A 15,061-nucleotide genomic window follows, 5' to 3' on the forward strand; every position below is an offset into this window, starting at 1 on the left:
ATGCAACAGGCGATCACGCATATCGGTATCGACACGCGCGGCAGCGGCCTCGTCGAATTCACGTCGCAGGTGCGCGCGTTCGTCGACCAGCAGGCCATCAGCACCGGCCTGCTCACCGTGTTCTGTCGCCACACCTCGGCGTCGCTGCTGATCCAGGAGAACGCCGATTCGTCGGTGCAGCGCGACATCGAGCGCTACTTCGCGACGCTCGCGCCCGAGGACGCCACGCGCTACGAGCACGACACCGAAGGCACCGACGACATGCCGGCACACCTGCGCACGGCGCTCACGCAGGTGCAATTGTCGATCCCGGTCGAGCAGGGGCGCATGGTGCTCGGCACGTGGCAGGGAATTTATCTGTTCGAGCATCGCCGCGCGGCGCACCGCCGGGATATCGTGCTGCACCTGATCGGCGAGTAAGCGGCAACAAGCGGCAACACGCCGCGCATTGCCGGCGCACCGGCTCAGGCGAACAGCTTCTCGACGAGCGCGCCGAGTTCGCGCAGGTGGACGGGCTTCGGCAGGAATGCGTCGAACACCTGCTTGTTCTCGCGCAGCGCGGCTGATTCATATGCGCTGACGCCGAGGATCGCGGGATGCCGGCCGTCGTCGTCGGGTACCGCGACCGCGCGAATGCGCCGCGCGACTTCGAAGCCGCTCAAGTCCGGCAGTTCGAGGTCGATCACGACGATGTCGTAATGGCTCGTACCGAAGCGCGCGACGCCGTCCTGCCCGGTGCCGCACAGATCGGCTTCGATGCCGAGCGCCGACAGCATCGCGCCGAGCGTTTCGCGCGCGTTGTCGTCGTCGTCGACCACCAGCGCGCGCCGGTCGCGGTGCGCGGCCGCGTGCGGCAGCGCGAGCGCGTCGCCGGCCGCGTTGCCGGCGGTGTCGATGCCGGGCACTTCGGCCGGCAGCGTCACGACGAACTCGCTGCCTTCGCCCACGACGCTGCGCACGTCCACATGCCCGCGCAGCGTCGTCACGATTTCGCGCACGACCGCGAGCCCCATGCCGATCCCGTCCACGTGCAGCCCGACCGCGTCGTTCGCGCGATAGAACGGCTCGAAGATCTTCGACAGGTGCGGCTTCGCGATGCCGGCGCCCGTGTCGCGCACCGCGATCTTCAATTGCGGGCCGGCCGGCGCGTCGGCGAGCGTGATCGACACGTCGATCGACCCGCCGAGCGTGTACTTGACCGAGTTCTCGATCAGGTTCGACAGCACCTGGCGCAGTAGCTTGCGATCGGAACGGATCGCAAGGTCGTGCGGCTCGACCTGCTGCGAGATCGCGATCCGCTTGGCCGCGATCTTCTCGCGCAGCGGGTCGAGCACCTCGGCGAGCAACGAAGCCATGCCGACGGTTTCCCGTTCGGCGAGGCGCTTCGTCGAGCGCAGCTTGATGTAGTCGGTCAGATCCTTGACGAGCGCCTCGAGCGACAACGCGGAATTCTGCAGCCGCCGGATCGTCTTCAGGTTGGCCTCCGACTGCGGGCGCGCGAGCAGGATTTCGACCGATCCGCAGATCGCCTGCAGCGGGGTGCGCAACTCGTGGCTGACCATCCCGAGGAACGCATTTTTCGCCTCGATCATTTCGAACGCGCGGTCGGACGCCTTGCGTTCGGCGTCGAGTGCCGCGTCCTGCCGTTCGAGCAGGTCGTCACGCGTGCGCATCGTATAGAACAGCAGCAGGAACAGCGCGCACAGGATCACGCCGAGCACGATGCCGAGGATCAGGATCGCGCGCTGCTTCTCCTTCAGCTGATGGAACGTGAAGTCGCGCTGCGCCATTTCGATCGCGCGGAAATAGTTCGCGAGGCCGTTGACCTTCGGCCAGTACGCATTGACCTCGTCGATCACCTGCTGCGCGTTTTTCGGCGAATCGCGCAGCAACGGTACTTCGCGCTTCAGGCGCGTCATGAAGTCGCCGAGCGCGTCGATCTCGTTGCGCGCGCGCGGGATGCGCAGCCAGTATTCGGACACTTCCGACGGCCGCTGCAGAAAGCCGAACGACACCGACAGGCTGTCGAGCTGCATCTGCACGTGATTGAAGTCGTCGTCCTGGTGCGTTGCGTAGAGGATCAGCTGCCGGTCGAACCGCGTATAGACGTTGCGGTATTGCGCGGCGGTCCAGAACACGCCTTCGCGCGGCCCTTCGAGCACGCCTTCGTTGACCGAGGTGGCGAGGAGGTCCCACAGCAGGAACGCCCACGCGGCGAACCCCATGATCCACAGCGAGCCGAGGACCAGGATGATTTTTCTATTTTTCCATCGCCGGCGTTTCATTTCACCGTCAGGCCGATGATCTGCCACGCGAACTTGGCTTCGCCGAGCGGCGTCTTCAGTTCATCGGGATACTGGTCGCGCGGGTACATGATCCACAGCGGGCCGTAGTTGTCGTTGCCGAGCACCTTGCCGTTCATCGTCCGCGCGAGGATCACGCCGTAGCGATCGGCATCGGATACGGGAATCGTGAACGTGTACTCGTCGATGCAGCGGAATTCGATCTGCGTGCCGTGCGCGCCGACGGTCTTCAGGATGTCGGACAGGCGCGGGCCGGTGAAGGCCGCCTTCGGCGTCCAGCTCGTGGACGTGACGATCGTGTGCTGCGGCAGCGCCATCAGCGCCTGCTCGGAAAACACGTACGCCTTCTTGCCCTGCTGGTTGTGCTTGTCGATCTTGCCGTCGACGGTGAACGTAAACGACGAAGCGGCCCAGGTCGCGGCCGCCATGCCGAGCAGGCAGGCCGTCAGCAGGCTCTTGGTCCAGATGGTCGAAATTCGCATGTCTTGCCCTCGGTCGTGCAGTGGTGATTTGTCGTTGGAGCCTCAGTTCGCGGCGGCGGCGGCCGGCAGTGTGATCTTCAGTTCGCGCGCCACTTCGGCGAACAGGATCGGCAGGCGCACCGGCTTTTCCTCGCAGCGCGCGTTGTAGTGCGACACGATGTGCGCGATCTCGTCCTCGCTGGCTTCGCCGGTCGAGATCTTGCCGGTCAGCAGGAAGATCGGCGCGCCGCTGTTCTCGCTCGAGCGGATGCCGCGCACGAGTTCGGCGGCGGTCTGGTCGCCGAGCATCCAGTCGAGGATGTAGCCGTCGAAATCCTCGACTTCCAGTGCCTTGCGGAACGTTGCGCCGTCGAAGTACGGAATCGCGTTCACGCCTTTCTCGATGAAATATTCACAAACCGTTTCGGCGACGTCCTGCGAATCGTCCACCACCGCGATGCGCGCCGCATACACGTTCGGCTGGGTCGAACGCAGCTCGATGACGTCGACCGGATACGTGCGCCCCTCGCGCGCGTGCTGACGCTCGGTGATCAGCCATTCGCCCTGCCACTGCAGCGCGACGAAGTCCGTCTCGGCCTGGCTGCTGGCTTTCGACGAGATCGCGGCGCGGCAGCGGAAACGCCGCGACTCGATCACGAGCGTCGCGTCGATCATCTCGGCGGCGGCCGGTTGCGTGCCCTTGTCGTCGAGCAGGATCGCCGGCGGCACGCCAAAGTGCGTCGCGATGTCCTGCAACTGCGACAGATTCCACGGGATCAGGCCTTTCATCTTGCGCGTGACGACCGAGAAGCTCAGGCCGAGCACATTCGCGATCGTCGTGTTGTGACTTCGCGGCGGAATGCCGTTCCGGTTCAGTAGGTCGCGCACCTTGTTGGCGGTGATCAGATCGACGTTGGCCTGCTCGGTGGTGGACATCTCGATGGGGTCTCCAAGGGTTTTTGCGAGGGTGAGCATATCAAAACTGACGCGTCATGCAAACTTTGAAAATGCGAATGACCTTGACATGCCGTTTTTCTTCATTATTATTGCTCACCACGTCACTATTGTTTGTCGCGTCATGTTTGGAGATCGATACCGGCCCCGGTCGGACCGTCGAAAACGCCGGCAAAGAAGCAGTGACAGAACGATTCGAAGAGAGAACCTGAGAGAGCCTTGGAATGCGTGTCGGCGTTGGCGGATTGTATCCGTTGCGCCGCACGCCGCCGGGTGCGAGCTCACGGGGGTGGGATAGCTCGCAGAATTGCGGCGCCAATAAAACCTGAGGGAAGTAACAATGTACCGCCGTTTACTCGCACCGGGGCTGCTGTTGCTATTGGCCGCGTGCGCGCAGGATCCGTCGATCACCAGCAACACGGTGCGGATCTGCGACGACACAGGCTGTTCGGACCGTCCTAAAGATCAGGTGTCCTATCAAAAAAGGGACGATTCGGAAGACCAGGAAAGCCCGCGCATCGCTGCGCTGAAGCAGACCGCGAAGACCCAGCCGAAGGCCGCCTACGACCTCGGCTTGCGTTATTTCCGCGGCGACGGCGTGCGCCAGGACAGCTACCAGGCCCTCAAGTGGATGCGCGAAGCCGCCGAGCGTGGCGACCTGCAGGCGCAGAAGGCGCTCGGCAGTTTCTACCTGTTCGGCCTCGAGGAAATGGGCTCCGACGCGCGCGAGGCGGAGAAGTGGCTGTCGATCGCCGCCGGCCGAGGCGACAAGGAGTCGAAGAAGCTGCTCGACCTGGCGCGCAAGGCCAAGAAGGAAGACGAAGAAGACTGGAAATGGCGCACGGAATGGCGTGACCGCTATTACGGCTACTGGTACTCGGGCTATCCGTACTACGGCGTCTGGCAGCAGACGTACTGGTACTACTGACCGGGCCTGAAGCAACGGGGGCAGCAGCGGGGAGACCACCATCGCGCGCCAGCCGGGGGGCTTATCGAAGTTCGCACGAACACATAAGCCGAACAACGACTCTAATCGATCGACAACGACATGAAGACCATCCTTTCCCAACGTCTCACTCAAGGTGCGCTGGCGGCAGCGCTTTGCGCGTCCGTCGCGGGTTGCGGCGGCGTGGTGACGCCCGGCGGCCAGAACGCGGGCGTGACCGGTGCCGCCGCGGGCGGCGCGAGCGCCGGCGCCGATTCGGGGCTGCAGCGCTGTGCGTCGCCGCTCGGCACGATCGCCGTCGATGACGGCCGCAACGCCGACTGGTGGGGCCCTTTCGGCAGCGCGACGAAGATGACGACGATCGACCCGCTGCTGCGCCTGGCCGTGCAGCAGTCGAACTGCTTCGTGATCACGTCGATCGGCAACCAGAAGAGCGACGCGCGCCTGTCGCGCATCACGCAGCTGCAGCGCAACTCGGGCGAATACCGCGCGGGCTCGAAGCAGCAGAAGGGCCAGCGTGTCGCGGCCGACTATTACATGGAACCGCAGATCGTCATCAACGATTCGCCGATCGGCGGCATCGGCAGCATGATCGGCGGGCTGATCGGCAACAGCGCGGTCGCAGCCGTGGCCGGCCACCTGCAGACGAAGGCATCGGTCGTCACGCTGACGCTGTTCGACGTGCGCTCGGCCGTGCAGATCGCGGCGTCGGAAGGCAGCTCGACGGCGACCAACTACGGCGCGGCGCTGGGCGGTTTCGGCGGCGGCGTGGGCGGCGCGCTCGCCGGCTTCTCGTCGACCCCGGAAGGCAAGGCGACCGTCGTCGCGTTCATCGACGCGTACAACAAGATGGTCGTTGCGCTGCGCAGCTACAAGGCGCAGGACGTCAAGGGCGGCCTCGGCCGCGGTGGCCAGCTGCAGGTCAACTGACGTTCCCGGGCCGGCGGTGCGCCGCCGGCCGGTTCCTGATTCCGATGCCTGACTGTCCGTGCGCGCGGTGTGATCCGCGTGTACCGGCTTCGTTCATCCCTTTTTTCGCACCGAGGTGATTCCGATGAAAGCCGTTGCTCTGATCGCATTGACCTGCCTGGCGCTGGCCGCTTGCGGCGGCGACGATTCCTCGACTGCGGCGTCCGGCGGCGGTTCGGGTACGAGCAACAACGGCGGCACCGGCGGCACAGGTTCGGGTGGAACGGGGAGTGGCGGTAACGGCGGTTCGGGTGGCTCGGGCGGTTCCGGCGGCTCGGGCGGCAGCACGCTGACGTGGCGCTACGACGCGCAGCCCGTGGCCGTGGATCGAGCGAGCTTCCTGACGCTGGTCAACAATGAAGGCGCGAAGGGTTACCGATATCTGGGCGACTACTTCTACAGCGCGGCCAACGGTGGCACGCAGTCGATCTTCGTGAACGACGGCACTGCTCAGACGTATGCGTACCAGTTGCAAACGGCGTCGTCCGACATGACGTCCTTCATCAACGCGGCCAACGCGCAAGGGGCGAGCGGCTACCGCTACGAAGGGCCGCTCACGTACGGCGATCTCTATCGCAAGGATGGCGGCTCGTCGGCCACGTACACGTATGCGACGACCGGCCTGCCGGCCGATGCGAATGCGTTCCTCACGCAGGCGAACGGCCAGGGCCAGTCGGGCTACTGGTTCGTCGGCCCGCTGATGGTCGGGGCCGCGCAGGCGAACGTCTACATGAAGAACAACGCGTCGAATGCGACCTATACGTATGACGCGCTGGCGCCGACCTCGACCGTCAACGACTTCATCGCGCAGGCCAACAGCGAAGGCGCGAAGGGTTATCGTGCAAAGGGCGCGATGGCGTTCGGCACGGCGATCTCGTGGGTCTACGTGAAGGACCAGACGCAATCGCCGACCTTCGCGTACCAGTCGGCCGCGATCCAGGGCTCGGGCGCGAGCTTCGTCCAGCAGTCGAATACGCTCGGCGCGCAGGGCGCTGCCTATCTGGGCGATCTCGCGCTCGGCACGTCGAATCCGGTGATCGCGTCGTTCTATTTCACGCCGAAGAACTGCACGGGTTTCCTGTGCACGACACTGAATCCCCTCACGCAGAACTGAGCGCGCGCACGCAGAACGAGGTGTCTCAGGCGTGCGTTCCTCGGGCACGTCTTTTCGCCGCCGGCTTGCCGGCGGTATTTCGTTTACGCGTGCTCGCGGCTGCTCGTCGCAAGGCAGGCGCGCTTGCCCGATCGGCTGATCATTCCGGCATGACCGGGCGATAAATTCGCAACGAAAATTCGGTCGAGTTCAAAACAATTCACAATTCCACTGGGACGTGTACTAAATAGGTATTTTGCGACTGATTTCCGCTGCGCCGTTTGGCATGATCGGGATACCTCCATCCCACCGGTTTTCATCGTGACGCGCATTCGGGCCGGAAACGAGCAGTATTCCGGCACCGGATTCGGCGTTGCGTCTGGTCATGCCATACAGCACGCTTCAGTCCATTCGTCGCTATCAGAGCATTTCGATGTTCGGCGGCGCCATCGTCGTGACGATCCTCATCCTGATCGCCTGCGGGCTCGGGATCGTGTCGATCGTCTACGGCTATCTGGACGGCCAGCGGCGCAATTTCCTGAACGGCGTCGAGGAAACCGCAGACGAAATTCAGGTAAGCGAAACGTCGTTCCGCAACGGCGTCGCGAATACGCAGCTGATCTGGCGCGAGCTCGGCCCGGCGCCGGCCGATGTCGTGGACGGCTTCTTCGCCAACGGCCAACAACTGGCGATCACACCCTACCCGTCGCTCGTGGTCGGCGTGCCGGGCCAGACCGCGCAGCGCGACGAGGTCGCGCGCTACCTCGCGCTGTCGTTCATGCTGTCGCGCATCTGCGCGGCGAGCTCGCTCAATCGCGGGCGCACGCTGGAGGGCTACCACTACAGCACGCGCACGGGGCTGTTCGGCTTCGTGCCGCACCTGTCGCGCGACAACCCCGCGCTCGCGACGGCCGACGCGCGTGCGCACGTGATGGCCGCACTGCATATCGATTTTCCCCCGCTGCCGCGCGAAGCCGACGATGGCCGGCCGCGCGTGCACTGGCTGCCGCCGTACGCGAATCCCGTGACCGGGCAGTCCCGCATACGGATCGCCGCCGAAGCGCGGGCCCATGGCCAGCCGTTCGCGGTGCTCGTGACCGAGTACGCACCCGACTACCTGCTGTCGTGGCTGGCGGGGCGCGGGTCGACCGGCGTGTTCTTCATCACGACCGCGGACAACCGGCTCATCACGATCGATCCGGACATCGAACGAACGGCTGCGCTGACCGAACGGCTGCTGAAGTTCGACGTCGCGAACGGCGGCACGGCGGCCGGCGAGGCGGCCGGCGAGGCGGCCTTCCGCGATGGCTCGATCGTGTTCAGCAGCCGGCTGGGCACGACGGGCTGGACGATCGCCTACGCGCTGTCGTGGGCGGATGTGGCGGCCGGCGTCGGTGTGCAGGCGGGCTTGCTGGCAGGCGCGACGCTGCTCGCCATCGGCGTGATGTGGCTGTTGCTCGCACGCTTTCGCCGGCGCGTGCTGCTGCCCGTCTATGCCAGTTCGGCCCGCGTGTTCGACAGCGAGGCGCTGTGCCGCAGCGTGATCGAGACGGCCCCGATCGGCCTCGGCCTGATCTCGCGCGCGGACGGTCATTTCATGCTTGTCAGTCCCGCACTCACCGAAATGATCGCGCGGCTCGGCAGCGATTACCGCACGTTGTCCACGCAGGCCGTGGCGCGCTACGAAGCGTTCGTCGCGAGCGGAGCGGCCGGCGGCACGCTGCAGACCGATTTCGTGCTGGCCGACGCGAGCGCCGGGGCGGCGCCGCTGCATCTGGAGGTGAGCGCCAGCGGCGCGCGCTATCAGGAGATCGACGTGCTGATCGTCGCGGTCGCCGACGTGACGGCGCGCCGGCAACTCGTCCGGCAGCTCGAGGACGCGGTGCGCGCGGCCGATTCGGCGAATGCGGCGAAGTCGTCGTTCCTCGCGGCGATGACGCATGAAATCCGCACGCCGCTGAACGTGATCCTCGGCAATCTCGAACTGCTCGAACGTTCCGCGCTGGACGCGTCGCAGCACGGCCGCGTGCAGACGTTGAGGACGGCCGCGTCGGGCCTGCTCGGGCTCGTCAGCGACATCCTCGACTTCTCGAAAATCGAAGCCGGTGCAATGACGGTCGAAGCGATCGAATTCGACGTGGCCGGCGTGATCGAGCGCACGCTCGGCGCCTTCGCACCGGTCGCGAAGGCGAAGGGGTTGCCGTTGTTCTGCGAGATCGACGCGAGCGTTTCGCAGCGGATGCGCGGCGATCCCACCCGGCTCGGGCAGGTGCTCGGCAACCTGCTCAGCAACGCGATCAAGTTCACCGCCAGCGGGCACGTGCTCGTGCGCGTGTCGGTCGTCTCGACCGATCACGGGCGCGCCGACTTGTCGATTGCGGTGGAGGACACCGGCATCGGCATCGCCGGTGCCGATCGGCACAAGCTGTTCAACGCGTTCTCGCAGGTCGACGCGACGATCACGCGGCGCTACGGCGGCACGGGGCTCGGGCTCGCGCTGTGCGATCGCCTCGCGGCCGCGATGGGCGGGCGCATCGACGTCGCGAGCGCGCCGGGCGCCGGCAGCTGTTTCACGGTGACGGTGCCGCTCGGGATGGCCGTCGTACCGCTCGACCCGCATGCCGTGCGCGGCACGCGCGTGCCGCTGATCGTCGTCGCGTGCACCGAGTGGCAGCGCTTTGCGTTACCGCACCTGCGCGCATGGGGCTTCGAGGTCGACGCGTACGATCGCCCGTCGCGGGTTCCGGCCGATCGCTACGCGCGGGCCGTCGCGATCGTCGTGTTCGGCGAATCCGACAGCGACGCGCGCCCGGCGCTCGACAGCCTGGGCGGCGACAAGCCGGTCGTGTTCGCCACGCCGGACGGCCCGCTGCAGGCTTACCGGGCTGGCACGACGATGCACGTGTCGAGTTACGCGCTCGGCGGCTTCAAGGCCGCGCTCGTGCAGGCCGTGGCCGCGGCCCGGGCCGGTGAGCCGGCTGCGCAGGTGCCGGCGCTCGCGCACACGGTGCCCGGCCGTCCGCGCGCGTTGCGCGTGGTGCTTGCCGGCGTCGATTCCGTCGGCGGCACGCTCTTGCGGGAACAGCTCGACGTGCTGGGTTGCGAGGTGGCGGCGGCCGGGTCCGCCGAAGCGGCGCTCGACCTGCTGGCCACCGGCGCGTGGGACGCCCTGCTGCTGGATACCGGCCTGCCCGGAACGTCGGGCTGCGCGTTGGCGAGCGCGGCACGCGATCTCTGCGCGGGCTGCGACGTGGTGGTCGTGACGTCGCATGTCGCGCCGGGTGACCGGCGCCGCTATGCGGACGCAGGAGTCGACTGCGTGCTGACCAAGCCGGTGACGCTCGCGCATCTGCGCGGTGCATTGGCGGGCATCACGCGACGGCATGGTGTGCCGGAGCAAGAAGGGATACAAGAACAGGACGTCGCGCAGTGCGCGCATGGCGATGCGACATGAAGCAGCGTGTATCGCTACGGGCGGCGACGAGGTCCGAAGAGTGGAAGGCAGCGTGTCGCATCGGCAAGTGCGACGCAGATCAACCAGGTGAAGAGAGGGGAAGACCGTGCGCTACATGGTGAAAGTCTTCGTAATGCTGCTCGATTTCGCCACGCTTCCCGAGAAGTCCCGGAAGGATTTTCTCGGCAGGATGAATGAATTCCTGATCATGTCGCCGACGCAGAAGCGGCGCGCGGTCAGCGAATGGAAGCAGGAGGTGGAGGAACGGGGCGAATCGGGTGAGAGCGGACCATAACGATGATCCCGGCGCGGATGCACGACCGCTGCGCGACAGGATCGCAGCCGCGTGAACGACGGCGGCACCGGGGTGGCCGGGCAATGCGACGTTGCGGCCGGGGCGTCGCAGCGCGAGTGGTCGACGGCGCCGCTCGCACCCGTGGCGCATGCCCGCAAGCGTAGGTTGGCCGCCTTGAGGGGCGATGCGGAGCACGGCCCGCGTCTGCCGGGCGGCGCGCGGCTTGCAGCCTTGACCACGTTTTATCTTAAAATCTAGGCGCGCTTGCATTCTCCGATGTGTCGAAGCGACGGGTCGACGGCGGCCTGTCGGCGGGATGGAACGGAACCGGAACGGCGGCCCGCATCCTGCGGCCGTCGACGGATGCGCGATCGAATGCCTCGGGGAGAACAGGGACGATGGATGAATTCTTTGTGCGGGTGATGGTGGCGGACGACCATCCATCGGCCGCGATCGGGATGTCGCAGGCGCTCGCCGAGAGCAGCACGATCCGGCTCGTCGGCTCCGTGTCCAATTCGACCGATCTCGTGACGGCGCTCGACGAGAAGCCGAGCGACGTGCTCGTCGTCGACTACGTGATGCCCGGCGGCAAATTCGGCGACGGGCTCGTGCTGCTGGCGTTCCTGCAGCGCCGTTATCCCGCGCTGCGTCTCGTGACGATCACCATGATCGACAATCCCAGCGTGCTGCATGCGATCCGCAAGCAGGGTGTCGGCTGCATCCTGAGCAAGTCGGATGCGATTTCGCATCTGGTCGGCGCGGTGCACGCGGCATATGTCGGCGCCAACTACCTGTCGCCGCATATCAAGCAGTTGCTGGAGTCGACGGGCACCTCCGATACGGCCCGCCCGCTGACGACACGCGAAATCGAAGTGGTGCGGCTGTTCGGTTCCGGTTATACGGTTGGCGAGATCGCCACGCAGCTCCATCGCAGCAAGCAGACGATCAGTTCGCAGAAAGCCAGCGCGATGAAGAAGCTCGGCATCGCGCGCGACGCCGACCTGATCCGCTATGCGAGCGACGGCAACCTGGCCGACCCGGCAGCGCCCGATGCGCCGGCCGCAAGCGAGTAGCCGGCGCGCCGGGCGTCGCGATGCAGGACGCATCGACAGACGTCCGCATGGCCGGATGGCGCGCGATCGGGCCGGGCAGCCGGCCGGGCGCCGCATGCGCCGACGGTGACCCTCTCATCCGGCGCCGCCGATAACGATCCATGCCCGCAAAACTGAAACGACTTCTCGCGCACGCGGCGGCGGTGGGCCGCAAGCCGTTCGATCCCGGGCGCGTGCGGCGGCAGCAGCAGATGCTGCTGTACGGCGGCGGGTGTGCGATTACCGCGTTCATTGTCGTGTGCGCGGCGCTGGTTGTCCGGCTCGACGTCCAGGACAGCCTGGAGCGGGCGCGCTCGACGTTTCTTCAGCGCGAAGCGGAGTTCTACGCGAACCTGCAGACTTTGGACCGCATGCTGGCGATGCTCGGCAACCGCACGGAAGAGCTGTGGCGCAAGGGCGCACCGCCGCCGCAGGACGCCCTCAGGGCATTTGCGGCAGACCACGGCCGGTTGGCCGCCAGCAACGCCGGCGGCGGGACGCCGTTTTTCGCGATGGCCGAGGTGACGCCGGCCCGGCCGGCCGAATCCTATGCCCGATATCTGGGGGCGGCACTCGGGCAAGTCGACCGGGGCGCGCGCTACCCGCCGGTCCCGATGCGCGCCGAGCCGATCGGGGGCTACCTGATCGCGCTCGATGGCCCGTTTCTCGGCGTGTTGGGGCCGGGGGTCGTCGCGCGCGCGCGGGCGCTGCCGCCCGATACCGACCTGCGGGCATTGATCGACCGCCTGATGCCCAACGGCGCAGCGAAGCAGAAGCCGGACATGCAAGGCGCGACATTCATGCTCGACCGTCGCTACGACCCGGTCGTCGGGCGCACCGTCATACGGTTCGCGCGGCGGCTCGACGACGACGATGGCCGCCCGTTCGGATGGCTCGTCCTCAACGGCCGTTTCCGTCTCGACGACATCATGTCGCCGCAGTCCGACGACGAGGACGTCGCGGTCCTGGCTGCGGATGGCCGTGTCGTGTTCGGTCGGCCGCGCGACCCGGCGCTGATCGCGCGGGCGATGGCCGATGCGGGTGCGCAGTCCGGCAAGCATGTCGTCGTACGCCGGATCGGCACGCGGTTCGCGATCGTGGACAGCCTGTCCGATACCGGCCTGACCATGGCGGCCACCTTTTCGTGGCGAAGCGTCGCGAGGGCGACGGCTGTCGGCGTGAGCGTGACGCTCGGCGCCGCGTTGTTTACCGTCGCGATGCTGTGGATCACGATCGTGACGTTCGATCGTCGTGCGCTGCGCCCGGCACACCGGCGCGCGATCCGTCTGATCGAAAGCGAGGCGTTCAACCGGACGTTGATTCATACCGCACCGGCCGGCCTGCTGCTGCTCGCGGCGGCCGACGGCGAAACGATGGTCCGCAACGACGCCGCGCTAGCCTACGAAGACGGCGCATCGGGGCTCCCGCTCGGCAAGCGTATCTGGCAGGCCTGCCGCGAGCGGCAACGGGCCGGCACGGGCGAGCGGCGCTTCGTGATGCAGCAGGAACTGGCCGTCGAGCGCGCGGGCCACGACACGACCTATCTCGCGGCGCACATCGTCCGCACCAAGTTCCGCGGTGTCGCCGTGCTGCTCTGCACGCTCACCGACGTCACGGCGCGCCGGCTGACCGAGAACAAGCTGCGTGAGGCGCGAGTGGCAGCGGACGACGCCAACAAGGCGAAATCGACGTTCCTCGCGACGATGAGCCACGAGATCCGCACGCCGCTGAACGCGATCGTCGGCAACCTGGAGCTGATGGAGCGGGCCGAATTGCCGTCGGTCGAGCGGCAGCGCCTGAAGACGATCGTGTCGTCGTCGGATGCGCTGCTGCGCGTGATCAACGACGTGCTCGACCTGTCGAAGGCTGAATCGAACCAGATGGCGCTCGAGCAGATCCCGTTCGACCTGAGACGGGTGCTGCAGGACGTCGCGGCGATTTTCCGGCCGCTCGCGGAAGCGAAAGGGTTGACGCTCGAGTGCGATGTCGCGGCCGAACTGGCGGATGGTCATGTCGGCGATCCGACGCGGTTGCGGCAGCTCGTGTCGAACCTCGTGGGCAATGCGATCAAGTTCACCGAGTATGGCGGGATTGCGATCGACGCACGGCGCGTGCGCGGCGGCGACGGTGCCGGTGAGGTCGAGATCGCCGTGCGCGATACGGGTGTCGGTATTCCAGAGGACGCGTTGCCGACGCTGTTCGACGTCTACATGCAGGCCGATGCATCGATCTATCGTCGTTTCGGCGGCACCGGGCTTGGATTGCCGCTGTGCCGGCGCATTGCGCGATTGATGCACGGCGAGCTGACGGTCGAGAGCCAGGTAGGTTCGGGTTCGACGTTCGTGGCAACGTTGCCGCTGCCCGCCGCGCCGGCCGGCTGGCGCAGCGCCGAACCCGAACCGGATACGGCGCTCGCGCCGCAGCAACGCACCGACGTGCAGCCGCTGCGCGTGCTGGTGGCTGAAGATCATCCGGCGAGCCGCGCACTGCTGCGGGATCAGCTCGACGCCCTCGGTCACGACGCGACGATCGTCGAGAACGGTGTCGAGGCGATGCGCGCGTACTTCGAGCACCCGTTCGACGTGGTGCTGACCGACCTGAGCATGCCGCAGCTCGACGGCTTCGCATTGGCGAATTTCCTGCGCGAGCAGGGGGCATCGGTGCCGGTGATCGCGATGACCGCGCATGCGACCGATGACGATCGCCGCCGCTGTGCGCAGGTCGGGGTGGCGGAGGTCGTGCTCAAGCCGCTGTCGATCGACGTGCTCGACGAGGCATTGCAGCGGCATGGGGGGCAGCGCGGCGTGCGGGCGGAACAGGCGCAATCCGGCGCGCATGAGCAGGCGCCGGCCGTCACCGGTGAAATTCGTCACGCGCTGCGCGAAGCCACGCTGCGTTCGCTGGGCGCGATCGAGGCGGCGCTGTCAGCCGGCAACACGAACGCGCTTGTGATCGAACTGCACTCGATGCGCGGCGGCTTCGCACTGGCCGGCGACAGTGTTGCGCGAGACGCATGTGCGCAGATGGAAGCGACTGTGAAATCGGGCGGCGCCGCGGCGTTTGAATCGCACTGGGATGCGTTCCGGAGCGCGATCGAACACGCGATGGAGCGGATCGGCCAGTGAGGTGGCGCGGCGGTCGTCGCGTTTCCGGCCGATACGTCGACATGCTGCCGGTCTCCGCGCGGAGGGAAGTGACCCGAAGCCAATTCGGGCGGCGGCGCATTCATTAGAAGAATTAGAAGAAAACGAACGCGTCGCACGGAGGCGGGCGCGATCGTGTCGTCGCGCGGCGCAACGCCGGATTCGATCGCCCGACAGTCAGTGAACCGCGGTGGCGGCGTTTTTCTGCCCACCGCGACACGACTGGTACGAGTGAATCGTTAAAACGATCTGACAATCAACGAGTTAATTCGGCGAATATTTTAATTTCGTACTTGTACTAGTTGTTTTGAAAGCATAGCGATAGGTTGTCCTATCGCTCGCACGCGTTCGC

At 66.4% G+C, this 15,061-nt stretch carries 11 protein-coding genes; 8 read left to right on the top strand and 3 right to left on the bottom strand.

The genetic code is table 11. From position 1 onward, the window contains the following. Positions 1-420, top strand: coding sequence for a secondary thiamine-phosphate synthase enzyme YjbQ (locus tag LXE91_RS26590; RefSeq protein WP_039369746.1), 420 nt, complete (start codon positions 1-3; stop codon positions 418-420). Positions 421-464: 44 nt separating this feature from the next. Here the strand turns inward: LXE91_RS26590 and atsR are convergent, their stop codons facing one another. From atsR to LXE91_RS26605, 3 genes are read right to left on the bottom strand one after another with little or no spacing between them, the layout of a single operon-like run. Further along, positions 465-2,285, bottom strand: a complete 1,821-nt coding sequence (gene atsR / locus LXE91_RS26595; protein WP_039369748.1) for a hybrid sensor histidine kinase/response regulator AtsR — start codon at positions 2,283-2,285, stop codon at positions 465-467. After that, positions 2,282-2,785 carry a putative pterin-binding protein gene (locus LXE91_RS26600; protein ID WP_039369751.1) on the bottom strand — a complete coding sequence of 168 codons (504 nt, stop codon included), beginning with the start codon at positions 2,783-2,785 and terminating at the stop codon, positions 2,282-2,284. Before LXE91_RS26600 ends, atsR begins: the two co-directional genes overlap by 4 nt. 42 nt (positions 2,786-2,827) lie before the next feature. Beyond that, positions 2,828-3,700 (bottom strand): response regulator, encoded by an 873-nt coding sequence (locus tag LXE91_RS26605; protein ID WP_039369754.1) that lies wholly within the window; start codon positions 3,698-3,700, stop codon positions 2,828-2,830. A gap of 358 nt (positions 3,701-4,058) precedes the next feature. On the opposite strand from LXE91_RS26605, the gene LXE91_RS26610 reads away from it, so the two are divergent. The 7 genes from LXE91_RS26610 (at position 4,059) to LXE91_RS26640 (ending at position 14,691) form a co-directional block, all read left to right on the top strand. Next, positions 4,059-4,646, top strand: coding sequence for a tetratricopeptide repeat protein (locus tag LXE91_RS26610; RefSeq protein WP_039369757.1), 588 nt, complete (start codon positions 4,059-4,061; stop codon positions 4,644-4,646). A gap of 120 nt (positions 4,647-4,766) precedes the next feature. Beyond that, on the top strand, positions 4,767-5,594 hold the full coding sequence (locus LXE91_RS26615; RefSeq protein WP_039369760.1) for a hypothetical protein: 828 nt from the start codon (positions 4,767-4,769) through the stop codon (positions 5,592-5,594). 124 nt (positions 5,595-5,718) lie between these two features. Then, entirely contained in the window at positions 5,719-6,747 is a 1,029-nt protein-coding gene (locus LXE91_RS26620; protein WP_039369763.1) for a hypothetical protein, read from the top strand. A gap of 364 nt (positions 6,748-7,111) precedes the next feature. Next, the gene (locus tag LXE91_RS26625) at positions 7,112-10,180 is read left to right on the top strand and encodes a hybrid sensor histidine kinase/response regulator (RefSeq protein WP_039369803.1); all 3,069 of its coding nucleotides are present in this window, start codon (positions 7,112-7,114) and stop codon (positions 10,178-10,180) included. A gap of 106 nt (positions 10,181-10,286) precedes the next feature. Continuing rightward, on the top strand, positions 10,287-10,475 hold the full coding sequence (locus LXE91_RS26630; protein WP_039369765.1) for a hypothetical protein: 189 nt from the start codon (positions 10,287-10,289) through the stop codon (positions 10,473-10,475). Positions 10,476-10,873: 398 nt separating this feature from the next. Beyond that, on the top strand, positions 10,874-11,548 hold the full coding sequence (locus tag LXE91_RS26635) for a response regulator (RefSeq protein WP_039369771.1): 675 nt from the start codon (positions 10,874-10,876) through the stop codon (positions 11,546-11,548). A gap of 140 nt (positions 11,549-11,688) precedes the next feature. Next, the gene (locus tag LXE91_RS26640) at positions 11,689-14,691 is read left to right on the top strand and encodes a hybrid sensor histidine kinase/response regulator (protein ID WP_039369774.1); all 3,003 of its coding nucleotides are present in this window, start codon (positions 11,689-11,691) and stop codon (positions 14,689-14,691) included. Positions 14,692-15,061 lie beyond the last annotated feature (370 nt).

Origin of the sequence: Burkholderia contaminans (genome assembly GCF_029633825.1) — a bacterium.
Classification (GTDB): Bacteria; Pseudomonadota; Gammaproteobacteria; order Burkholderiales; family Burkholderiaceae; genus Burkholderia; species Burkholderia contaminans.